This window comes from Candidatus Pseudothioglobus sp. uisw_070, assembly GCF_059512545.2.
The window spans coordinates 1,404,955-1,429,058 of sequence record NZ_CM183456.2; the positions used below are offsets into that span (position 1 = coordinate 1,404,955).

Annotated in this window: 22 protein-coding genes and 4 tRNA genes; 7 read left to right on the plus strand and 19 right to left on the minus strand. The window is 36.7% G+C overall.

Translation table 11 applies throughout. The features are described 5' to 3' along the window. Positions 1–2: 2 nt before the first annotated feature. The 18 genes from rpoB to AC5YGD_RS07125 all read right to left on the minus strand — a co-directional run bounded on the left by rpoB (position 3) and on the right by AC5YGD_RS07125 (position 16,147). On the minus strand, positions 3–4,085 hold the full coding sequence (gene rpoB, locus AC5YGD_RS07040) for a DNA-directed RNA polymerase subunit beta (protein WP_496141255.1): 4,083 nt from the start codon (positions 4,083–4,085) through the stop codon (positions 3–5). 95 nt (positions 4,086–4,180) lie between these two features. Then, positions 4,181–4,561, minus strand: a complete 381-nt coding sequence (rplL, locus tag AC5YGD_RS07045; RefSeq protein WP_496141256.1) for a 50S ribosomal protein L7/L12 — start codon at positions 4,559–4,561, stop codon at positions 4,181–4,183. A gap of 24 nt (positions 4,562–4,585) precedes the next feature. Further along, positions 4,586–5,107 (minus strand): 50S ribosomal protein L10, encoded by a 522-nt coding sequence (gene rplJ / locus AC5YGD_RS07050; RefSeq protein ID WP_496141257.1) that lies wholly within the window; start codon positions 5,105–5,107, stop codon positions 4,586–4,588. A 221-nt stretch (positions 5,108–5,328) separates the two neighbouring features. Continuing rightward, positions 5,329–6,024, minus strand: a complete 696-nt coding sequence (gene rplA, locus AC5YGD_RS07055; protein WP_496141258.1) for a 50S ribosomal protein L1 — start codon at positions 6,022–6,024, stop codon at positions 5,329–5,331. A gap of 2 nt (positions 6,025–6,026) precedes the next feature. Continuing rightward, a complete protein-coding gene (rplK, locus tag AC5YGD_RS07060) occupies positions 6,027–6,455 on the minus strand; it encodes a 50S ribosomal protein L11 (RefSeq protein ID WP_416686447.1) in 429 nt (142 codons plus the stop codon). Between the two features lie 67 nt (positions 6,456–6,522). Continuing rightward, on the minus strand, positions 6,523–7,056 hold the full coding sequence (nusG, locus tag AC5YGD_RS07065) for a transcription termination/antitermination protein NusG (protein ID WP_496141259.1): 534 nt from the start codon (positions 7,054–7,056) through the stop codon (positions 6,523–6,525). A gap of 13 nt (positions 7,057–7,069) precedes the next feature. After that, complete coding sequence (gene secE, locus AC5YGD_RS07070) at positions 7,070–7,453, minus strand: preprotein translocase subunit SecE (RefSeq protein ID WP_416686449.1); 384 nt, start codon at positions 7,451–7,453, stop codon at positions 7,070–7,072. 15 nt (positions 7,454–7,468) lie between these two features. Then, positions 7,469–7,544: transfer RNA gene (locus tag AC5YGD_RS07075), tRNA-Trp, on the minus strand. 60 nt (positions 7,545–7,604) lie between these two features. Next, on the minus strand, positions 7,605–8,795 hold the full coding sequence (gene tuf, locus AC5YGD_RS07080; RefSeq protein WP_271537460.1) for an elongation factor Tu: 1,191 nt from the start codon (positions 8,793–8,795) through the stop codon (positions 7,605–7,607). Between the two features lie 30 nt (positions 8,796–8,825). Next, positions 8,826–8,901: transfer RNA gene (locus AC5YGD_RS07085), tRNA-Thr, on the minus strand. A gap of 15 nt (positions 8,902–8,916) precedes the next feature. Then, positions 8,917–8,990: transfer RNA gene (locus tag AC5YGD_RS07090), tRNA-Gly, on the minus strand. Positions 8,991–9,013: 23 nt separating this feature from the next. Beyond that, a tRNA-Tyr gene (locus AC5YGD_RS07095) sits at positions 9,014–9,098 on the minus strand. Between the two features lie 80 nt (positions 9,099–9,178). After that, the gene (locus tag AC5YGD_RS07100) at positions 9,179–10,402 is read right to left on the minus strand and encodes a malic enzyme-like NAD(P)-binding protein (protein ID WP_416686451.1); all 1,224 of its coding nucleotides are present in this window, start codon (positions 10,400–10,402) and stop codon (positions 9,179–9,181) included. A 21-nt stretch (positions 10,403–10,423) separates the two neighbouring features. After that, positions 10,424–11,362 carry a malate dehydrogenase gene (gene mdh / locus AC5YGD_RS07105; RefSeq protein ID WP_496141260.1) on the minus strand — a complete coding sequence of 313 codons (939 nt, stop codon included), beginning with the start codon at positions 11,360–11,362 and terminating at the stop codon, positions 10,424–10,426. Positions 11,363–11,397: 35 nt separating this feature from the next. Next, a complete protein-coding gene (locus AC5YGD_RS07110; RefSeq protein WP_496141261.1) occupies positions 11,398–12,126 on the minus strand; it encodes a succinate dehydrogenase/fumarate reductase iron-sulfur subunit in 729 nt (242 codons plus the stop codon). After that, positions 12,123–14,051: a fumarate reductase/succinate dehydrogenase flavoprotein subunit gene (locus AC5YGD_RS07115; protein WP_496141262.1), complete on the minus strand. Its 1,929-nt coding sequence runs from the start codon at positions 14,049–14,051 to the stop codon at positions 12,123–12,125. The genes AC5YGD_RS07110 and AC5YGD_RS07115 overlap by 4 nt, the downstream gene beginning before the upstream one ends. Continuing rightward, positions 14,038–14,643 (minus strand): succinate dehydrogenase/fumarate reductase transmembrane subunit, encoded by a 606-nt coding sequence (locus AC5YGD_RS07120; RefSeq protein ID WP_496141263.1) that lies wholly within the window; start codon positions 14,641–14,643, stop codon positions 14,038–14,040. The genes AC5YGD_RS07115 and AC5YGD_RS07120 overlap by 14 nt, the downstream gene beginning before the upstream one ends. Before the next feature lie 163 nt (positions 14,644–14,806). Beyond that, entirely contained in the window at positions 14,807–16,147 is a 1,341-nt protein-coding gene (locus AC5YGD_RS07125; RefSeq protein WP_496141264.1) for a trimethylamine monooxygenase, read from the minus strand. Positions 16,148–16,280: 133 nt separating this feature from the next. Here AC5YGD_RS07125 and mraZ point away from each other — a divergent pair, with 133 nt between their 5' ends. From mraZ to AC5YGD_RS07145, 4 genes are all read left to right on the plus strand, one after another. After that, entirely contained in the window at positions 16,281–16,733 is a 453-nt protein-coding gene (gene mraZ, locus AC5YGD_RS07130; RefSeq protein WP_496141265.1) for a division/cell wall cluster transcriptional repressor MraZ, read from the plus strand. 30 nt (positions 16,734–16,763) lie between these two features. Continuing rightward, on the plus strand, positions 16,764–17,690 hold the full coding sequence (gene rsmH, locus AC5YGD_RS07135; protein ID WP_496141266.1) for a 16S rRNA (cytosine(1402)-N(4))-methyltransferase RsmH: 927 nt from the start codon (positions 16,764–16,766) through the stop codon (positions 17,688–17,690). 89 nt (positions 17,691–17,779) lie between these two features. Beyond that, positions 17,780–17,959 carry a hypothetical protein gene (locus AC5YGD_RS07140; protein WP_496141267.1) on the plus strand — a complete coding sequence of 60 codons (180 nt, stop codon included), beginning with the start codon at positions 17,780–17,782 and terminating at the stop codon, positions 17,957–17,959. Further along, entirely contained in the window at positions 17,956–19,806 is a 1,851-nt protein-coding gene (locus AC5YGD_RS07145; RefSeq protein WP_496141268.1) for a penicillin-binding transpeptidase domain-containing protein, read from the plus strand. Before AC5YGD_RS07140 ends, AC5YGD_RS07145 begins: the two co-directional genes overlap by 4 nt. Here AC5YGD_RS07145 and dnaG read toward each other — a convergent pair. Then, positions 19,803–21,629: a DNA primase gene (gene dnaG, locus AC5YGD_RS07150; protein ID WP_496141269.1), complete on the minus strand. Its 1,827-nt coding sequence runs from the start codon at positions 21,627–21,629 to the stop codon at positions 19,803–19,805. The two genes, AC5YGD_RS07145 and dnaG, sit on opposite strands and share 4 nt — an antisense overlap. 42 nt (positions 21,630–21,671) lie before the next feature. Here dnaG and lpxL point away from each other — a divergent pair, with 42 nt between their 5' ends. From lpxL to prfB, 3 genes are all read left to right on the plus strand, one after another. Further along, positions 21,672–22,568 carry an LpxL/LpxP family Kdo(2)-lipid IV(A) lauroyl/palmitoleoyl acyltransferase gene (lpxL, locus tag AC5YGD_RS07155; RefSeq protein ID WP_496141270.1) on the plus strand — a complete coding sequence of 299 codons (897 nt, stop codon included), beginning with the start codon at positions 21,672–21,674 and terminating at the stop codon, positions 22,566–22,568. 90 nt (positions 22,569–22,658) lie between these two features. After that, positions 22,659–22,919, plus strand: coding sequence for a 30S ribosomal protein S15 (gene rpsO, locus AC5YGD_RS07160; protein ID WP_416688460.1), 261 nt, complete (start codon positions 22,659–22,661; stop codon positions 22,917–22,919). Between the two features lie 71 nt (positions 22,920–22,990). After that, positions 22,991–24,085, plus strand: a complete 1,095-nt coding sequence (gene prfB / locus AC5YGD_RS07165) for a peptide chain release factor 2 (protein WP_496141271.1) — start codon at positions 22,991–22,993, stop codon at positions 24,083–24,085. Positions 24,086–24,104: the final 19 nt, after the last annotated feature.

Below are 24,104 nucleotides of genomic sequence, written 5' to 3' on the forward strand. Positions count from 1 at the left end.
ATTTAATGTTGTTCAAGTTCAGTATCAATACCTAGAGATCGAATTTCTTTTACAAGAACATTAAACGACTCTGGCATTACTGACTCAGTACGATTTTCACCATCTACTATATTTTTATACATTTTTGCCCTTCCAGTAACATCATCAGACTTAACCGTTAACATTTCTCGAAGAGTATATGCTGCGCCATATGCTTCTAACGCCCAAACTTCCATTTCACCAAACCTTTGACCACCAAATTGAGCTTTACCGCTAAGTGGTTGTTGAGTAACTAAAGAGTATGGACCTGTTGAGCGAGCATGCATCTTATCGTCAACTAAGTGGTTAAGCTTAAGCATGTGCATATAACCAACCGTTATATCACGGTCAAATGAATCTCCAGTTCGTCCATCAAATAATTGAATTTGACCACTTTCTGGTAAATCAGCCATCTTAAGTAAAGATTTAATATCCTCTTCTTTAATTCCATCAAATACTGGGGTTGCCATTGGGACGCCAGATCGTAAATTATTAGCTAACTCAAGTATCTCATCATCACTAAATGACTTTAAATCTTCAGTTTTTCCATAACTATTGTAAATAGAATCTAGCATTGAGCGGATTTGCTTAATTGTATCTTTACGATGCTCATCTAGCAAATTACCAATCTTATAACCTAGGCCTTTAGCAGCCCAACCTAAGTGAACCTCAAGCACCTGACCAACATTCATACGTGACGGAACACCAAGTGGATTAAGGACAACATCTACTGGAGTACCATCTGCCAAATGGGGCATATCTTCAACTGGAGATACACGAGAGATGACACCTTTGTTTCCATGTCGTCCAGCCATCTTGTCACCAACCTGAAGTGTTTTACGTGTTGCTACATAAACCTTGACCATCTTTTGAACGCCTGGAGGTAATTCTGCACCTTCTTTAATTTTTGCACTCTCTTGCTCATAAAAAAGTTCAAATTCCTCTTGTTTAGCTTTTGACTGCTTAACAAGTGAAGCAACTTCTTTATTTACAGCTGCATCTTTAACTTTTAATTTTGCTAATTCACTATTTTCTAGAGACTTTAAATCCTTAGAGGCTAGTTTATCTCCACTCTTAATATTACCAATATTACTAGTTGAGAGGTTTCCAGAGAGTTTTAAACGAATTCGGCGAAAGATGTCCCCATCAATTATTCCAAATTCATCATCAATATCTTTTTTAATAGTCTCTAAACGTTCTTCATCAATAACCAGTGCACGAGAATCTTTTGCCACTCGATCTTTAGTAAATATCTGAACATCAATGACAACACCAGATTTTGAGGCTCCCATTCTTAAAGAGGTATCTTTAACATTGTTAGCTTTTTCTCCAAAGATAGCACGCAATAATTTCTCTTCTGGAGAAAGAACTGTTTCGCTTTTAGGGGTTACCTTTCCAACAAGAATATCACCGCCTTTTACTCGAGCACCAACATATACAATACCAACATCATCAAGTTTTGATAGTGCAGACTCACTTACATTAGGTATATCTGCAGTAACTTCTTCAGCTCCAAGTTTTGTATCTCTAGCATAAGCTGTCAATTCTTCAATATGGATTGAAGTATAGCGATCTTCCTGGACTACTTTTTCTGATATGAGTATTGAATCTTCAAAGTTATATCCATTCCAAGGCATAAAGGCAATCATCATATTTTGACCTAATGCTAACTCACCTAAGTCAGTTGATGGGCCATCTGCCAAGACATCACCAGCAACAACCTTATCACCTGGCTGAACAAGTGGTTTTTGATTGATACAAGTATTTTGATTTGAACGAGAATATTTCACTAAACTATAAATATCAACACCAAGCTCTCCAGCCTTTGCTTGCTTAGCGTCGACACGAATTACGATTCTTGAAGCATCTACTGTTTCAACAACTCCATCATGATTTGCAACAACACAGACACGTGAATCAGTTGCAACAACTCGCTCAATCCCAGTTCCAACAAGTGGCTTTTCAGCTCTAAGCACAGGTACTGCTTGACGCTGCATATTTGATCCCATTAATGCGCGGTTAGCATCATCATGTTCTAGAAAAGGTATAAGTGATGCAGCGACAGATGATATTTGTTTTGAGTCAATATCAATAAGTGTTACTTCTGACTTACCTACCAGTACAAATTCATTTTTATGGCGTCCTGAAACAAGGTCGTCTACCAAATAACCCTTGCTATCTACTTTAGAGTTTGCTTGAGCAATAGTGTGGTCAATCTCATCAATTGCTGACACATACACAATTTCTTTAGTGACTTGTCCTTTCTTAACTATTTGATAAGGAGTCTCTAAAAAACCATAATCATTCGTTCTTGCATAAACTGCTAAAGTATTAATTAATCCAATATTCGGACCTTCGGGTGTTTCAATTGGACACAATCGACCATAATGAGATGGATGAACATCACGAACTTCAAAACCAGCACGTTCTCTTGTCAAGCCACCAGGCCCTAGTGCTGATATGCGTCGCTTATGAGTCACTCCAGACAACGGATTTACTTGATCCATAAATTGAGATAACTGTGAGGAGCCAAAAAACTCCCTCACTGCCGCCGAAACCGGCTTAGAGTTAATAAGATCTTGCGGAGTTAGCTCGTCTGTTTCTGCAAGATTCAATCCTTCTTTCACAGCTTTTTCTACACGAATTAGGCCGATTCTAAATTGGTTTTCAATCATTTCACCAATAGCTCTTACTCTTCTATTGGCTAACGTATCGACATCATCTACAACATCATGTCCATTTTTAATATCAATTAACTGCTTAATTACATTAATAATATCATCATGAGTTAGCACATGCTCACCAGTCTCACTAGCAACACCTAATCTTCTATTTAGCTTCATTCGACCAACACGAGAAAGGTCATAACGATCATTATTAAAAAACAGATTAGAAAAAAGTGTGTTAACTGCATCTTCAGTAGCAGGCTCACCCGGTCTCATTACATGGTAGATTGACATGCGAGCTTCAATTTCTGTTTGCAACTCATCTAGTCGCAAAGTGTCAGAAATATAGATTCCATTTTCAGCATCATTAAGATAGATAATATTAATCTTCTTAATCTTAGTAGCAGTTAATACTTCAATAGACTCTTCAGTTATTAATGAGTTTGCGGCTAATAAGATTTCACCAGTATCAGTATCAACTATATCTGCAGAAATGACTTTTCCAATAAGATATTCAAGTGGAGCATTAATTGAGTCTACTTTTGCGTCCTGAAGAATTTTTGCGTGCTTAGCAGTAATTCGACGTCCTTGTTCAACAACAATATCCTTTCCAACCTTAATATCAAACTCTGCAATAATTCCTTTCAAACGCTCAGGTTTAATGACTAGATCACACGATTTAGATTTTAATTTAACAACAATATGATCAAAGAAAGTATCAATAATGTCATTTGTTGACTGTCCCATAGCTCTTAGCAAGGCAGTCACAGGTAATTTTCTTCTTCTATCTATTCTTACAAACAAGTGCTCGTGATGATCAAACTCAAAGTCTAACCATGAGCCACGGTAAGGAATAATACGTGATGAGAATAATATTTTCCCAGAAGAGTGAGTTTTCCCCTTATCATGCTCAAAAATAACTCCTGGAGAACGATGAAGCTGAGAAACCACAACACGCTCAGTTCCATTAATTACAAATGTTCCAGTATCAGTCATCAATGGAAGCTGTCCTAAATAGACACTTTCTTCGATAATTTGCTTAACGCGACGCTTCTTCTTTAAATTAGAACCATTTTTGTCAAAAAGGACCAAGTTAAGTTTAACTTGCAAGGTTGCAGCATACGTTACTCCACGAAGCTTACATTCTTTAACATTATACTTAGGCTCTTGAAGCTCATAATCCAAATATTCAATTTCGGCATAACCATTTAAGGCTGTAATTGGAAATACAGATTGAAAAACAGAGTGAAGACCAATATTTTCCTTTTCAGTAGCCCCTTTTTGAATAAAGCTATTAAATGAATTAATCTGAATAGATAATAAATCTGGCTCTTTAAGAATAGACTCTCTTGTTCCAAAATTATTTCTGATACGTTTTTTTTCTGTAAATGAATAAGTCATGGATGCCTCGCAATAATCAATAAATGGTTTTCAAAATACTTCTAAAAAAGCACCAAAATCCCCTGTGGGGATTTTGGTTTGTAGCATTGAACAAATTACTTAAGTTCTACGCTAGCGCCAGCTTCTTCAAGCTGCTTTTGAATATCATCAGCTTCCGCTTTTGATGCGCCTTCTTTAACTGCTGCAGGTGCACTTTCAACAAGATCTTTAGCCTCTTTAAGACCCAATCCTGTAATAGTACGAACAGCCTTAATAACTGCAACTTTCTTTTCACCAAAACTTATTAACATTACGTTAAACTCAGTCTTCTCTTCAACCGCTGCACCAGCATCCGCTGCTGCTGCAACTGGGGCCGCTGCAACCGCTGCTGCAGAAACTCCAAACTTCTCTTCCATTGCTGATACTAGTTCAACAACATCCATTACAGACATATCTGCAATTGCACCTAAAATATCTTCATTGCTTAATTTCGCCATGATATTTACTCCTCTATATAATTATTATTGTTTTTGATCACGAATAGCTGCTACAACACGAGTCAACTTAGTTGGAACTTCGTTTAAAGTTCTAACTAACTTCTCAGTTGGTGCAAGCATCAACGCCATCAACATACTGATTGCTTGATCTTTAGTTGGTAAGCTCGCGATTCTTTTTAGTTGATCTGCATCAATAAATTCACCGGATACCCCCAAACCTTTAACAACTAATGCTTCATTATCTTTAATGAAGTCACGGAAAACACGAGCTACAGCGCCCGGATCTTCTTGGGAAAAACCCAAGATAACCGGTCCACTTAAGACTGGAGTAATACACTCACATCCTGTCTCAGCTAATGCTCTCTTTGCCAGCGTATTTTTTACAACACGCAAAGAAACATCTGCGTCCATAGCAGCATTCCGCAAATTAGTCATTTGTCCAACATTCAATCCACGATACTCAGCAACACCAACAGACACAGCACCATTAGCTACTGCATTTACCTGTTCGACGACTGCTTTTTTTGCTTCAAGACTTAGAGCCATAATCTCTCCTGAACAATTAAAAAATGAAAGCTATAAAATTATAACTTTCGCCACAAGGTATTTCCATACCCTCTACATAGGCAAATTGAAGGATCAATTTATTAAGCAACAAGTCATAATCAACCTGTCACACCTATGGTCTTTGAGGCAGAACAAGTCACCTTGTCGCCCAAAGAATTTTTTAGCTGATAATTATTTAATTAACAGCTTTTTAAATCTACTTAAATATCTACACTTGCACCATCAACACTAAGGCCTGGACCCATAGTTGATGAAACGCTTACTTTTTTGATATAAATACCTTTCGTTGAACTTGGTTTAGCTTTCTTAATCGCATCAATAAGTGCAACAATATTCTCTTCCAACGCTTTTACGTCAAAAGAAGCTTTCCCAATACCAGCATGAACAATTCCAGCTTTATCAGCACGGTAACGAACTTGGCCCGCTTTTGCATTTTTAACTGCAGTAGCAACGTCAGGTGTTACGGTTCCAACTTTAGGGTTTGGCATCAATCCACGAGGCCCAAGAACTTGACCTAATCTACCAACAACGCCCATTGCATCAGGAGATGCAATAACAACATCGTAATTTAAATCTCCATCTTGCATGCTTTTCATTAGATCATCCATACCAACAATATCTGCGCCTGCATCAGTTGCTTTTTGAACATTATCACCCTGAGTAAAAACTGCAACACGAACAACTTTTCCAGTTCCATTAGGAAGGACAACTGCCCCACGTACATTTTGATCTGATTTCTTTGTATCAATACCTAGGTTAATACTTACATCAACCGACTCATCGAACTTGGCTGACGCACAATCCTTTACTAATGCTAGAGCCTCAGTAATTGCATATTTAGAACCCTCTTTAATTTTAAAAGCGCTTACTTTTTGATTTTTTGATAAATTAGCCATCTTTAACCCTCCACCACAATGCCCATTGATCGAGCAGTGCCCGCTACAATTTGAACTGCTGCATCTAAATCATTTGCGTTTAAGTCTTTCATTTTTATATTCGCAACTTCTTCTAATTGAGCACGAGTTACTTTACCAACCTTATTAAGATGTGGCTCACCACTTCCTTTTTCAATACCTGTCACTTTAAGAAGTAGAACTGCAGCTGGCGGTGTTTTAGTTACAAATGTAAAACTACGATCACTATAAACAGTAATAATTACTGGAACGGGCATACCCTTGTCGAGCTCTTGTGTTTGAGCATTGAATGCTTTACAAAAATCCATAATATTTACACCATGCTGACCCAATGCTGGACCAACTGGTGGCGAAGGATTTGCTTCTGCTGCAGGAACCTGCAACTTAATATATGACTCAATTTTTTTTGCCATTTTTATCTCCTATGGGTTCAATCGCTTTTAAGCTCCCCGTTAACATTTTCAGTCGCTTGCGACTGACTTATGTTTTCTCTACTTGAGAAAACTCTAATTCAACTGCAGTAGTTCGTCCAAAAATTAAGACCTCCACTGTCAGCAAACTCTTTTCATAATTAACACTTTCAACAGTTCCATTAAATTCATTAAATGGACCATCAACAACCAAAACTTCTTCGCCTGGTTGAAATGCAACTTTAGGCTTAGGTTTATCAGCACCTTCTTGAACGCGTGCAAAAATTCTATCTACTTCTCTCTGAGTTATTGGAGAAGGTTTTCCAGATGACCCACCTATAAACCCTATAACGTTATTAGTGTTTTTAACTAGTAACCAGCTAGGCTCAGTGAGCTCCATCTTAATCAACATATAGCCTGGGAAGAATTTACGCTCAGTTTCTTTTTTCTTTCCAGCTTTTAGCTCAACTACCTGTTCAGTTGGAATAAGAATCTCATCAACCAAATCCTCAATACCTTCTCTAGTCACAGCTTCTTCAATAGCTATTTTAACTTTCGCTTCATAGCCGCTTCTAGCGTGGATTACAAACCAATTCTTAGACATGATAATCCTTTACTTAAAAAATGTTAATTGACGAAATTGATTGAACACCCCAAGTAAAGAATGCATCAATAATCCAAAGGAAAATTGCAACTATAACTACTGCAACCATAATGATTCCAGTTGTTTTTATTGTTTCTGGACGAGTCGGCCAAACAACCTTTCGTAATTCAATTCGGGTTTCTTTCAAAAAATGAACAAATCGATCACCTTGATCAGATTTTACAAAAACAGTTACCGCTAAAGCAAAAACTACAAGCGTCACTAAAACTTTTGTAAGCGCATTAAATCCTAAAGGATTGACATAATATAAAGCAAGTCCAGCAACTACAATTAAAATTGCTAAGATAGTTTTCCACTGATCAGAACCACTCTTTAAATTTTCTATTTGTTTAGCCACACATATCCTTTAATTTGGCAGGCAAGGAGGGACTCGAACCCCCAACCAATGGTTTTGGAGACCACTACTCTACCAATTGAGCCACTTGCCTAAATATCAAACCCTATAAAAGTGGCTACTCATAAAAAGCAACCACCTACTAATCTATCTTTTAACTCGTAATTTTCGAGACGACTCCAGCACCTACCGTGCGTCCACCTTCTCTAATTGCAAATCTTAATCCTTCTTCCATTGCAATCGGAGCTAGTAACTCAATTGTCATCTTCACATTGTCACCTGGCATAACCATTTCAACGCCTTTTGGCAGTTCGCATGCACCAGTAACGTCTGTTGTTCTGAAGTAGAACTGTGGACGATAATTGTTAAAGAATGGAGTATGACGTCCACCTTCTTCTTTACTTAAAACATAAATCTCTGCTTCAAACTTAGTGTGCGGGTTAATCGTACCTTTCTTAGCAAGTACTTGACCACGCTCAACGTCTTCACGCTTCGTTCCGCGAAGAAGAACACCAACGTTATCACCTGCTTCACCTGAGTCAAGCAATTTTCTAAACATTTCAACACCTGTACAAGTAGTCAGCTGCGTATCTTTAATACCAACGATTTCAATTTCATCACCAACATTAACAACACCACGCTCGATACGACCCGTTACAACCGTTCCACGACCTGAGATTGAGAACACGTCCTCAATTGGCATTAGGAATGTCTTATCTGTATCACGCTCTGGAGTTGGGATGTATGTATCTAATGCTTCAACTAACTTCATAATTGAAGGGACACCAATATCTGATGTATCGCCTTCTAATGCTTTCAAAGCTGAACCAAAGATCACTGGAGTGTCATCACCTGGGAATTCGTACTCTGTTAAGAGTTCACGGATTTCCATTTCAACAAGCTCTACTAATTCTTCATCATCAACCATATCGGCTTTGTTCATGTAAACAACGATGTAAGGAACACCAACTTGACGAGACAATAGAATGTGCTCACGCGTTTGAGCCATTGGTCCATCAGTTGCAGCGATTACAATAATTGCGCCGTCCATTTGCGCAGCACCTGTAATCATGTTCTTAACGTAGTCGGCGTGTCCCGGACAATCAACGTGAGCGTAGTGACGAGCCGCTGACTCGTATTCTACGTGCGCTGTTGAAATCGTGATACCACGCTCTCTTTCTTCAGGAGCATTATCAATATTTGCATAATCCTTAAATTCACCGCCGTTCATTTCAGCCATAACCTTAGTAAGGGCTGCAGTTAAGGTAGTTTTTCCATGGTCAACGTGACCAATTGTTCCCACATTTACGTGTGGTTTGGTTCTTTCAAATTTCTCTTTTGCCATTTCTAATCCCCTATATTCATTCAATTTATATGGAGCTCACCACCGGATTTGAACCGGCGACCTCTTCCTTACCAAGGAAGTGCTCTACCAACTGAGCTAGGTGAGCACAGCCCTAACCACGTGGAGCGGGTGATGGGAATCGAACCCACCTCATTAGCTTGGAAGGCTAAGGTAATACCAATATACGACACCCGCAATTTCTTATTCTCATGTTCTTCTGGTGGAGGGAGTTGGATTCGAACCAACGTACTCAGAGAGAACGGATTTACAGTCCGTCGCCTTTAACCACTCGGCCACCCCTCCAAAAAAACAATCGGACATTATCCCATAACTAATTTAGCTTAGCAAGGTTTAAATGTAGTAATTAAAAGGTTATTCGTTGATTATTTTTGCCTTGAAGCACCACTAGCAACTGCTGCTTCAAATATTGCTTTTGGAACAACTTTGATTAGCCTAGGATCAAACGGTTTAGGAATAAAATAGTCTTTTCCAAAAGTCAAACTAGTATCTTTATAAATCTCTATTAATTCTTTAGGAGCTGGAAGCTTAACTAAGTCTTTAAGTGCATGAACTGCTGCAACCTTCATTTCAGTATTAATAATTTTAGAGTTGGCATCAAGTGCTCCTCTAAAAATATAAGGAAAGCCAAGAACATTATTTACCTGATTTGGATAATCACTTCTTCCTGTAGCCATTAACACGTCATCTCTACAGGCATAAACATCTACTGGTGAGATTTCTGGATCAGGATTAGATAATGCAAAAATTATTGGTCTTTTAGCCATCGATTTCACCATCTCTTGAGTTACAAGATTTCCTCTAGCAACACCTATAAAAACGTCAGAGCCATCGATAGCATCACTTAAAGTTTTTTTATCAGTATCTACTGCAAAAGCAAGTTTTTCCTTACTTAAGTTTTCACTTTTTGTTGAAACTACTCCATTTCGATCAACCAGCAAAATATTGTCTTTACTAAAACCAAGTTCAAGTAATAAATTTAATGTTGCAATTCCAGCAGATCCAGCACCTGCGCATACAATTTTGGCTTCCTTGAAGTTTTTTTCTTGAATTTCGAGCGCATTTAAAAGACCAGCTGCGACAATAATAGCAGTCCCATGTTGATCATCATGAAAAACAGGTATATCTAACTCATCAATTAATCTCTTTTCAATTTCAAAGCAGCGCGGCGCAGAAATATCCTCTAAATTAATCCCACCAAATGTTGGCGCAATGTTTTTAATTGTACTGATAATTTCTTCAACATCTTGAGTATCAAGCTCAATATTAAAAACATCGATACCTGCAAAACGCTTGAATAATACAGCCTTACCTTCCATTACTGGTTTTGCCGCCAAAGGCCCAACATTTCCTAAGCCAAGTACAGCTGAACCATCAGTAATTACTGCCACCAAATTACCTTTAATAGTATATTTATTAACAGCACCAGGATCTTTTACAATTTCTCTTACAGGAGCTGCAACGCCTGGACTATAAGCTAAACTCAGATCCTGATCGTTATCTAATTTCTTGTGAGAAGTAACATTAATCTTTCCAGGTCTTCCTTCCTGGTGATAAGCTAAAGCCTTATCATGCAGAGTTTGTGACATTTTCGCCTTATTTAATGATTTTTAAGCTTGTGAAACAAACTCTTCACCAATTTTGATATCAGATCTAAGGGTTTCAAGTGCTGCATTAAGTGTTTTTTCTTCAAATGCTGAAAGATCTCCAAAACCTAATATTTTATCAACACCATTTTTACCCAACAGGACTGGTTGTGCAAAAAAGCGAGCCCTGTCTCCAGAGCCTTCAACATAAGTACACTCTATTACGCCTTCTTCACCATTAAGAGCGCGAACTAGAGACAAACCAAATTTTGCTGCTGCCTGACCCATTGATAAAGTAGCTGAGCCACCACCAGCTTTTGCCTCAACAACTTCGGTTCCTGCATTCTGAATACGTTTTGTCATTGCAGATGCACTAGCCTCATCAAAGTCAAAACCTGACTGTGAAAGCAACGGAAGGATAGTAATTCCTGAGTGGCCACCAATTACAGGAACACTTACATCTTCAGGATTAACCCCATTAACTTCAGCAACAAATGTACTAGAACGAATAATATCTAAAGTCGTAATGCCAAATAATCGTGCTGGATCGTAAACTCCTTTTTTCTTTAGAACATCTGCTGCAATTGCAACCGTTGTGTTTACAGGATTTGTAATAATTCCAATTAAAGCCTTTGGACAATTATCTGCACATACTGAAACGAGGTTTTTAACAATACCTGCATTAATATTAAAAAGATCGGACCGATCCATTCCTGGCTTACGAGCAACGCCAGCTGAAATTAATACAATATCTGCATTTAATAGAGCAGGTGAAGGGTCTTCGCCTGCAAAACCAGAAACTTTAACTGCCGTTGGTATATGACTCAAATCTGCCGCAACACCTGGTGTCACAGGAGCAATGTCATACAATGACAATTCAGTTCCATTTGGTAACTGTGTTTTCAATAATAATCCTAACGCCTGACCAATTCCGCCAGCAGCACCTAAAACAACAACTTTCATAACATCTCCCTAAAAATATAAAAATAGCTATGCAATTATGCTAATAGCAAATTATTCATTGTAGCAATATTACTAACTGAAATTTCTTTTGGACAAACAGTCTCACAATGCCGATGATTTGAACAACTTCCAAAGCCTTCTTCTTCCATTTGATTTATCATTCTTTCTGCTCGCTTCATGCTTTCAATTTTGCCTTGGGGCAACTGCTCAAAATGATTAATCTTTGCAGCCACAAATAAACTTGCTGAAGCATTTGGACAAACTGCAACACATGCACCGCATCCAATACAAGTTGCTGAGTCAAACGCACAATCTGCATCGTCTTTATTAATCAGTTGAGAGTTAGCTTCAGGGGCAGAGCCAACAGAAACAGAGATAAACCCTCCAGACTGAATAATTCGGTCAAACGCTTCTCGCTTAACAGCTAAATCTTTCATAATTGGGAAACTTTGAGCACGCCATGGCTCGATCCAAAGCTCTCTCTGATTAGCATAATCCCTCATATAAAGCTGGCAAGTAGTCGTTGCTTTCTTTTCACCGTGAGGGTGGCCATTAATTACCAATGAGCAGGTGCCACAAATTCCTTCTCTACAATCATAATCGAACACTACACAATCTTCGCCTTTGTCAATAAGCTTCTCATTTAAGTGATCTAGCATCTCTAAAAATGAGGTGTCACTATCAATATTTTCAACATGGTAAGTTACAAAGCTTCCATCACTACTCGTATTTTTTTGTCGCCAGATATGCAGTGTGAAATTCATTTATAGTCCCTATATGTTGGCTTAATAAATTCATAATTAAGCTCTTCTTTATGAAGCTCCGGGCCATTCTCGTTAAATTCCCATGCAGCTACATAACCATAGTTCTCATCATCTCTCATAGCATCACCACTTTCAGCGAGATACTCAAGGCGCGCATGTGCGCCACAAGACTCTTCACGATCAAGAGCATCAACACACATTAGATGGCCAAGCTCAATAAAATCTGCAACCCTACCAGCCTTTTCTAGGGTTTGATTAAAGTCAGTATCTGAGCCAGTTACTTTAATACTTTTCCAGAAATCAGACTTTAGTTTTTCAATTGATTTCACCGCCTCTTCAAGCGCATTCTTATCTCTTGCCATTCCGCATGCAGCCCATAAGATACCACCTACTTTTCTATGAAAATAGTCGGGAGAATGTTCTGGCATAGGCGCATTCATTAGCTTATCTATACGACTTTTAACTGCATCGATAGAGGCTATGACATCAGGGTGATCATTACTTACCTTTTCAAATGTTCCGCGCGCTAGATAGTTAGCAACAGTTTGTGGCGCAATGAAATAGCCATCTGCTAATCCTTGCATCAACGCAGAGGCACCTAATCGATTTGCCCCATGATCAGAAAAATTAGCTTCACCACACGCAAACAACCCATCAATCGTTGTCATTAGGTTGTAATCAACCCATAATCCACCCATTGTGTAATGCGGCGCAGGATAAATCTTCATTGGCACTTCATAAGGATTTTCACCTGTAATATTTTTATACATATCAAACAAGTTACCGTATTTCTCTTTAACTTTATCAATGCCCATTTTTTCAATGACCGAAGAAAAATCAAGATAAACGCCAAGCCTTTGATCATTAATGATTGAACCAACACCTCGCCCTTCATCGCATATACCTTTAAGTGCTCTTGATGCAATATCTCTTGGCACTAAGTTTGCAAATGCAGGGTACATTCGCTCCAGAAAATAATCTCTATTTTCTTCTAAAATCTCATTTGGATTTTTATCGCAATCTTCAATATTTTTTGGGGCCCATATTCGACCATCATTTCTTAAAGATTCACTCATTAGTGTTAATTTAGACTGACTGTCACCAGTTGGTGGAACACAAGTTGGGTGAATCTGGGTGAAACTCGGATTTGCAAAATAAGCACCATTTTTATGTGCTCTCCATGTTGCAGAAGTATTACAACCCTTCGCATTAGTTGACAGGAAGTAGGCATTACTATAACCACCAGTGCACATTACAACACAATCAGCAACGTGTGAAGAAATTTCACCCGTGATTAAATCTCGCACTACAACTCCTCGGGCCTTTCCATCAATTATTATTATTTCTAACATTTCAGATCTAGAAGTATGTTTTACTTTTCCAGATGCTATTTCTTTACTCATTGAGCTATATGCCCCTAATAAGAGTTGCTGTCCAGTTTGTCCACGAGCATAAAAAGTTCGAGAGACCTGAGTACCACCAAATGACCTATTTGCCAAATAACCACTATATTCTCTTGCAAAAGGAACACCTTGAGAAACTGCCTGATCAATAATATTGCAACTTAATTGAGCTAAGCGATATATATTGGACTCCCTTGCGCGGAAATCACCACCCTTGATTGTGTCATAGAAGAGCCTCCAGGTACTATCACCATCATTTTGATAATTTTTACTAGCATTAACGCCTCCCTGAGCAGCGATTGAATGCGCTCTTCTTGGGCTGTCGTTGTAACAAAAAGACTGGACATTGTAACCCGCCTCTCCTAGTGTTGCGCATAAAGATGCGCCTGCAAGACCAGTTCCAATAACAATAATATTATATTTTTTTCTATTTTGCGGCGCGATAAGAGCTAAATCAAATTTATGTTTCTCCCATCTACCCTCTAAGGGCCCAGTCGGCACGTTTGGATTAAATTTTTGCATACAAAATACCTAGTGGAATTGAAGCATAGCCAGCCATGATTACAAAGACAATCCCAAATGCTAAACCCTTGGGTTGTTTACTGGAAATACCGAATGTTTGAAGTACGTTTATCAATCCATGATGCAAGTGTGTTGATATTGCAATCATTCCAAGACCATAAATAGCCCACATCATTGGTCTTTGAAAAATTAACTGGATTTCTGAATATAAATCAGTAGAGTCGATTGAAAACATTTGAACACTATGGGTAACTATAAAAATAAGAATAATAGAAGCACCAGACCATGCAACTAATCGAGGTATGGCTTTAGGATAAGGCTTCTTATATCTATCACCAGAACTAACATTATTTGATAATTGCCTAGTCACTGCAGTCACAACATGAAAGACAATTGTTATGCTCAATAAGGCGATTAATATTGGAGAGAAGATTGAGCTATTAAACCAAACATAAAGTGCTGTAAAGGCAAGCTCACCAGCATGAAAAGTCAAAGCTCCTAAAAGATAAAATATTAGGAAAAAAAACCAGAATAATCCAGCTAATGCCATCAATTTTTTCTGTCGTACAGTGTTATTTTTAGTAGAATTCATTTAACAGCAATTTAGCTAATTAACAGCTATTTATTATATTTTAAAAAAGATGGAATTTTAGTCTTAATTAATCTATGTAAAGGTGTTTTTTATATGGTTAATTCGATTTTTTTAGTTAACTACTTGTCATTATACAAAAGTAATATTTACTAGCTCATTTAAATCAAATATCTAAATAAGTCTCTAGAGAATCATCTAACGCCTTCAGCCATGGCGTATGGTGAGGTGGTGACTGGGTTCCTGTCATCAAAGATGCATGAGATTTATCTCTAAAAGTCATAATTCCATCTTTTTTATCATGCTTCCAATCCATAAATGTCTTATTCACTCCTTTGATATCAAAATTGGGATAATCAGTTTCATCAATTAACATTTGAGTGTAGGCGCCTTGAAAGTCAATTGCATAAGCAACATCCTCTTGTGCTGTTTCTCGCTTATGCCATTCAAGTGTATGCGCCTGCATATCATCAAATAAAGGCAGCTCTATTTTTTCAAGAATAACGTCTCTTGCATACCAAGCTTGGGCATCAAACATATTAAAGGTATACCATTGATCTTGCATACCTAAATACATCAGCTTTGGATTTTTCTCCCAGACAACGCCTTTAAATAAACCTAATGGATAAAGAATATTATTCGTTTTTAAGCGAAGTGAATCTGGCAAGAATGGGAAATGGTGAATATAGCCTGTACATAGAATAATTGAATCAACATCTTTTGAGCTCCCATCGGCAAAATGAGCAGTATTTCCTGAGACTTTAATTAATGCAGGCTTCTCCTCCCAATTATCAGGCCAGCCAAATCCCATTGGAGCCGTTCGATAACTACTTATAATTGACTTGGCTCCATATTTGTAGCATTGAGAGCCAATATCTTCAGCAGAGTAACTACTTCCAATTATTAAGATATCTTGGCCTTCAAACTCTAAAGCATCTCTAAAGTCATGGGCATGAAGTATTCTGCCATTAAAATGACTAAATCCTTCATAACTAGGGACATTAGGGGTGGAAAAATGTCCAGAAGCAACAATAACGTAATCAAATTCTTCAGAATACGTCTCATCATCAACTAGGTTACTTATAGATAAAGTAAATAGACCACTTTGCTCACTGTATTCAACATTTCTTATGGCGGTATTAAATCTTATCTTATCTCGAACATTAGCTTTTTTAACCCTTCCCTGAATATAATCAAACAAAACCTCTCTTGGTGGAAAGGAGGCTATAGGATGACCAAAGTGCTCTTCAAAGTAATAGTCTGCAAATTCTAAGCACTCTTTAGGGCCATTTGACCAAAGATAACGGTACATACTGCTGTGTGCAATTTCGCCATGTTCATCAAGTCCCGTCCTCCAGCTGTAATTCCAGAGTCCTCCCCAGTTATCTTGCTTCTCGAAACAAACAATCTCTGGGACAATTTCACCATTTTCTTCCGCTGATTTAAAGGCTCTAAGCTGGGCCAGACCAGATGGACCAGCACCAATAATTGCTACTTTTTTATTCATTATTTTTGCCTAAATTAGTTAATTTTTTGTAAAAAAAATTTTAAATATTATTTATTATGTTACACACATAAATATCAATTTAATCTTAAATATTTGTGGTAATAAATGGTATTTAATGGTATAAAATGGTTTTATGTTTCGTGGAATTCACCTATTATCAATTGATTCGAAAGGAAGGGTAAAGATACCTGTTCGCCATCAACATCAAGTAGCCAAAATCTGCTCTGGGGAAATGGTCCTTAGTATTCATCCTGATGACCCTTGTTTAGTTTTATACCCACTTCCTAATTGGCAACAACTTGAACGGAAGATTGCTGAACTCCCTTCGCTGAATGTTCATTCTAAGAAAATATCCAGAAAACTTATAGGCCATGCATGTGATTGTGACTTGGATAAAATTGGCAGAATTTTATTACCAAGCTCTCACAAGAGTTATGCAAATTTAACAGATAAAGCGATTCTAAGTGGCCAAGGCACAAGTTTTGAAATTTGGGATGAAAAGGCATGGTATCAGCAAATTGAAAAGCTTGAAAGATTAAGTTCTCAAGATGATGCTCCTGAAGAGATTTCAAAACTTTCACTTTAAAGTGATGAATCAATTAAGTGTAATAACTCAATGATAGAATCAAATCATCATGAATCAGTCCTTTTCAATGAGTCTATTAAAGGCCTTAATATTAAGCCTAATGGTGTCTATGTTGATGCCACTCTAGGTAGGTGTGGACATACCAAAGGGATACTAAATAATCTTGGAAATTCTGGAAAGGTTATTGGCCTTGATCAAGATATGGAGGCAATTAATTATGCACAAATAAATTTTCCAGACTCACGCCTAACCCCAATTCATTGCAATTTTTCAAACCTTCAAGATACTCTTAGTCAATTGAATTTATTAGGAAAAGTAGATGGCATATTAATGGATCTTGGTATCTCTTCACCTCAAATTGATAATGCTGAAAGAGGGTTTAGCTTTATGAAAGATGGTGCTCTTGACATGAGGATGGATCAAACCCAAACTACTACTGCAGCAAGCTGGTTAAGAGATAGTAGCGAAACCGAAATTGCTAATACTCTTTTTCAGTATGGTGAAGAAAAAAGAAGTAGAATTATTGCCTCAACCATTAAAGCATATCAAAAAAATAATGATCTGAACTCAACGCTTGAGCTTGCAAATATTATCTCTAGTGTTGTAAGACCTGGCAAAAAAAAGCACCCAGCAACCCGCTCATTTCAAGCTATTAGAATTGCAATTAATGATGAATTAAAAAAACTTTCAGAAGCTCTTGAGCAGACTATTGGCGCATTATCTCCTAAAGGAAGGCTTGTAATTATTACTTTTCACTCAATTGAAGATAGAATAGTTAAACAATTCATTCGTAAACATTCTCGACCTAAGCAACTCCCAAAAGGATTACCAGTTATTGCCAATGATGAGTCTGAATGCTTACTGAAAGATTTAGGAAAAATTAAGCCTTCTGATGAAGAGATCAAAGTGAATAGAAGATCACGAAGTGCAATCCTCCGTTTGGTTGAAAAGTGTTAACGATACTTAAAAAAAAATTTATTATTAATATTTTATTAATAATTTCGATCGTTTCAATTTCAATATTAAGCATTCATTGGCATCATCAAATGTATTTGCTACATAAAAACGAAAAGGTTGTTAAGTCTAATCATGAGGGTATAAATGCTCTTAACAGGCAGCTAAAGATGGAATATTCAGAACTTGAAAGTGGCATAACGATTTATCAAAAATCAAAAGAAGAGTTATTGATGTTCGTTCCAATTGAAACTGAAGAGATCTCTATATGAAGATTGCAAGGGTACAGGGTTACAGAAACAGACAAGCATTAATTAAAATTAGTTTTATTATCATTGTGTTCTTTTTTATCTATAGGGTTTTTAGTATTAACGATATTATTGCAAATGACTTGTCATTAAAACTTAAGGCCTCAAATAATTCTGAGTTTACAATTATTGAAAAATCCATAAGGGGTAATATTCTGGACAGGAATAATAATCTTCTTGCTATAAACCTCATACACAAGAAAATTAATCTTGACCCAATGATCCTTCAAGATGAATATATTGATCTTTTGGCTGAAGCCTTGAATATTCCAACAGATGAATTTAGGGAAAAAATAAGTAAAAAGAGAGAAAATAAAAGAAAGTACTTTATTGTTAAAGAAAAATTAAGAGTAAATGACCCTATTCTAAACAATATTGCTGAACTCAAAAATAAACGCATTAACATTTGCTTGAAAGAACTTAAATTACCATCTAATAATTTGGCAGATAAAGTTAAATTACTTGTAGGCTTAAAGTTAGCAGTAAAAGAAAAAATAGAAGAGGAGAAGTGTACTAGACAATCAATAGCTGGGGTAGCAATCGAATCTAGTGGTTTTCGCTATTATCCTAAAAAAGACTCTGTAGCGCCATTAATTGGAAAAACTAATATTAATAATATTGGGGTATTTGGCATTGAATCAGAATATGACCAATATTTAGCTGGATTTGATGGTGTTAAGCGATTAGCAGATAACAAAAATGGCTCTAATATCTACTATGATGCAGAGTTAATTAAAAAATTTAAAGAAGGTTCTGATTTAAATTTAACTATTGACTCAGATATTCAATTTCATGTCTACAATTCAATCAAAGAGCAGGCTGAATTCCATGAGGCAGACTCTGCCGCTGCGATTGTGCTATCACCTAATGGTGAAATATTAGCCCTTACAAATTACCCATCAACAGACCCAAACAATCATCAAAACTATAGTGCTGATGATTATCGTAATCGTGTTTTCTCTGATAAAACTGAGCCAGGATCTACCATGAAGCCCTTTACAATGCTTCTTGCTTTAGATAAAGGTGTAATAACTGCAACAGAAGATGAATTAATTGATGTGACAAGTCGAGTTGGAAACATACTGCCTGACAATAAATATACAGAGATGACGATTCAAAGAATTCTTGAAAAGTCACATAATTTAGGCACAGTAGTAGTTGCAGAAAATATTGAAAATGAAGAGTTCTATAACACATGGAAAATGCTAGGTTTTGGAAGCTCCCTTGGATTAATGCCTGGAACTGAAAATCCTGGAGTTTTAAGACATTATAGCAATTGGGGCTTAGCTGATAAACGCTCACTTTCATTTGGGCATGGTCCCATGAATACAAATCTTGCACAACTAGCAAGAGCTTATCTTGTGTTTGCCAATGAAGGCGCAATACCTTCATTAAAACTTTTTAAAAACAATAGTACTCCTGATAATTTAGAGCAAGTCTTTTCTCCAGAATCAACTAAAAGAATAGCTCAAATACTCGACTCGGTTGCTTCAGATAATGGATCGGGCTATCGAGCGGTAATTGATGGATACTCAGTTGCCGGAAAAACAGGCACAGCAGAAATGGTTATTGATGGAAAGTACAGCAAAGATGGCGCTAAAAGAACTTATTTCATTGGGTTCTCTCCTGCTGAAAATCCAAAATATATTATGGCAGTTAGGCTTGATTACCCTAAAAAATGCTTTGTATCTTGGGATCCAACTATGAGAAATCGATGTGAAGGCTCTAATTCAGCCTCTATGGCATTTCAAAAAGCGATGAAAAGAATACTAATTAATGATCCAGATATTAAATCAAAGTTTGAAGGCTAAGTTAACTTTTTAGATGCTGGGTTAGCCTTGCTTTTCATAATATTTTCCATAACAAGCTTTTCATCGTCATGAGTTTTAGCTGAAAGAATAGAGGCTTTTGTTGATTTTCTTTCGTAGTATTTTTCTGCTGCCGTCAAAGTGTAGCCAAATTCTTCCTTGGCTTCATATTCACTTAAAAATGGCTCCATTACACTTAGCTCTTGAAGCCGAGAATATACTCTTTCTTTGGACTTGAAGGGAGCCAAGAAACCGTCCTTTGAAAGGTCAGACTCAACCTGAGCATATCTTATCAATTCAACCAGTACTTCTGACTTTGGTAGATTTCTTACCCTCTCTTCGATAACACTTGAGGATTCAAGATTATTTACAATTATTGGATAATTAATGACGCACGAAATCATTCTTGACATAAGGCTTTTCATGCTCGAAGAGCGAACGGCAACTATATTTTTTTGAATTGGCCTATATGGTGGCTCAATTTCATCATAATCATCTGCATTAAACGATGGCATCTCATCAACAACACTTTGCTCAATAGCCTTTTCAACCTGAACAACATTCTGCCCAATGGTTTGGGCGACACCTTCAATTAATTGCTGGCGGTATATTGGATAAGTCACTAAGTTAATTAAAGCTGCAGATTTTTCTAAAAACAAGGTTTTGCCTTCAATTGTATTAAAGGGAACTTCTGATTTTATATGATCAAATAAAAAACTAGATAAAGTCTGAGACTCCTCTACCCTTTTGGTAAAAGATTTTACTGACTCACTTTTTATTAATGTATCTGGATCCTCTCCATCAGGCAACAATAAAAACTTAATAAGGAGTCCTGAAGTTATTACTGGCAAAGAGGTTTTTAAAGCTTTCCAAGCTGCATTTCTTCCAGCTTTATCACCATCGAAACAAAAAATAATTGTCTCCGCTGAGCGAGATAAAACTTGCAAATGAGCCGGGGTAGTAGCAGTTCCAAGAGTAGCAACAACGTTCGTTATGCCTTGTTGATGAAGAGCAATCACGTCCATGTAACCCTCTACAACTATTATATAATCAATACGTCTACTATGCTTTCTGCAGTGATAGAGGCCATAGAGTTCTTTTGATTTTGAGAATAAAGGGGTTTCAGGTGAATTTAGATACTTTGGATTATCCTTGTTTGAAAGGACCCTTCCACCAAAACCTATAACATTACCTTTGGTGTTATGTATTGGAAACATTAATCGATCGCGAAACCGATCATAGAAATCATCTTTCTTATCTTTTTTTGGAACTAACATCCCCATTGTCAGGAGATCCTGAATTGCTTCATCATTATCTTTAAACGCATCGTAAAGATTGGTCCAACCGGGAGGCGCAAAGCCAAGCTCAAATCTTTTAGCTATAGTGCCGCTAATGCCTCTATTTTTGGCATAGTCAACCACCTTTTTTTTAGCTGCAGATTGTTTTAATTGATTTTGATAAAATTCGCTAAGCTCTGACATCAATTTATTGTACCGCTCAAACCTCTTATCAACAGGCTTAGCAGCCTGGTCATATACAACTGAAACTCCAGACTCTCCTGCCACTGTTTCAATAGCCTCAACAAAGGCTAAATGATCATACTTCATTATAAAATCTATTACACCACCACTTTCTCCGCAGCCAAAACAGTGGTATATTTGTTTATTTGGAACGACCGTGAATGATGGAGTTTTTTCTTCATGGAAGGGACAGCATGCCTTAAAATCCTTTCCAGCCTTTTTTAAAGCGACTCTCTTATTAATTAGGCCGACAATATCTACCCTATTGGGCAAATCATTGATAAAATCTCTGTCAATAAAAGGCATAATTTATATGTTAATCTTTAGTTTCATTTTATTTTTATTTTAATGTTAAACATCAAATTTATTCACCCTAAATTTTTTCCAACTTGGATTTTAATTTTGCTAATGCGAATTGGAGTGCTTATTCCTTTTAGTACACAAGTAATTATAGGTAAATTTATTGGTAAGGTAATTTATCCATTTATGACAAAATGGCGCTCAACAGCTTACGCCAACATATCGCACTGCTTTCCTGAAAAAAAACAAACTCAAGTCATTACTTTAGTTAAGCAACACTTTGAAGCGATTGGAATTAGTCTTTTTGAAACTGCAAATGCTTATTATGCAAGTGATAAAAAAATTAATAAGCTATTAACAATTAATCAAGAGCACTACTTTACAGATGCTCTCAAACAGGAAGGTGGGGTTATTATTTTATGTGCTCACTTTATGCCGCTCATGTTAGGAAGTCGCGCTTTATTGATTAATCACACAATTGCTAATATCTATAGACCACAAAATAATAAGCTTTTTGACCAGGCAATGGTCAAAGGTTATAAAAAAAATGGTGCTGTAATGATTAAAAGTAAAGATACAAGGTCAATCATAAAAGCCATAAATAATAGCCTACCTATTTGGTATGCGCCTGATCAGGACTTAGGAAAAAATAATAGTGTATTTGCTCCATTATTTGGAATTCAAACTGCAACTGCCTCTGCAACTGCAAGACTTGCTAAAAACAATAACACTAGAGTCATACCATATAGCTTTGTTAGAACAGGTAAAGGGTATGAAATGTCTTTTGAAAAGCCTCTTTCAGGCTTTCCATCTAGTGATCCAATTATTGATGCAACAACTACAAACAAAATTCTTGAAAAACAAATAAATAAAACTCCAGAGCAGTACTTATGGATTCATCGTCGTTTTAAAACAAGGCCAGATGGTGCAGAAAACTTCTATTAAAATAATTAATAATATTTTATTAGAAATACAACAATTCAAAAAAATAGAGTATAATTCCGTTCTTAAATTTTGTCACATACACTGTTAATTATGTCAATCGATACACAAGCTATTATTAAAGAATACCAAAATGACGCGGCTGATACTGGGTCTGTTAACGTGCAAGTTGCTCTTCTAACTGCAAGAATCAAACATTTGACTGAGCATTTTAAAACACATAAGAAAGACCATCACTCAAGAAGAGGGCTTTTACGTTTGGTCTCTCAGCGTAAAAAATTATTAGCTTATGCTAGGATTAATGATGTCACTACTTACTCAAATTTAATTTCACGACTAGGCCTTAGAAAATAAATATTAGCGTGAAATAAATTAAAGCCCCTATTTTGGGGCTTTTTTATTACTTGTCGTATTAAAATAGGGTTATGGAACTGTCTGCTAACTATCAAAAAATATCTGAACTAATTGAGCGCTCAACTGCTTTAGCTAAGCATCTGGTGATTGATGAAAAGATTGAACGCTTAGAAGAAGTAAGATTGGAATTAGAGAATCCTGAAATATGGTCAGATCCTGAAAAGGCGCAGTCTTTAGGTAAAGAAAAAGTCGACCTTGAAAGCCTTTGCGAAGCATTTTCTTACTCATCAAGTATTTTAAATGATGCTAAAGAACTCCTTGAGATGGCTGAAGCTGAAAATGACACAAACACAGTTAATGGAATCATTTCAGATTTAAATGAAATAGAAGAATCAATTGCATCATATGAATTTAGAAGAATGTTTAGTGGCAATATGGATCAAAATTCTGCATTTCTAGATATTCAATCAGGATCTGGAGGAACTGAGGCCCAAGACTGGGCTGAAATGATTTTAAGAATGTATTTAAGGTGGGGTGATAAACATAATTTTAAAGTTAAGCTAATGGAGGTTTCAGCTGGAGATGTTGCTGGAATTAAATCTGCAACTATTCACTTTGATGGTGACTATGCATTTGGCTGGCTAAGAAGTGAAATAGGCATCCATAGGTTAGTTAGAAAATCCCCATATAATGCAAATGGAAAAAGGCATACCTCATTTTCTTCAGTTTTCGTGTCCCCAGAAATTGATGACAATATTGAAATAGATATAAACCCTTCTGATCTTCGAATTGATACTTATCGCGCCTCTGGCGCAGGTGGTCAGCATGTTAATAAAACTGAATCTGCAGTTAGAATTACGCATTTACCAACTACAACAGTTGTTCAATGTCAAGACGGAAGGTCTCAACATGCTAATAAAGATCAGGCAATGAAACAATTAAAATCTAAACTATATGAGCTTGAAATGCAAAAAAGAAACAGTGAGAAGCAGGATGTTGAAGATTTAAAGTCAGATATTGGCTGGGGACATCAAATACGCTCATACGTTCTTGACCAGTCACGTATTAAGGATTTAAGGACAGGGGTTGAAAGTAGTAATACTCAGGATGTACTTGATGGTAATTTAGATCAATTTATAGTAGCAAGCCTAAAAGCAGGCCTATAAAAATAAACCTTCATCGATT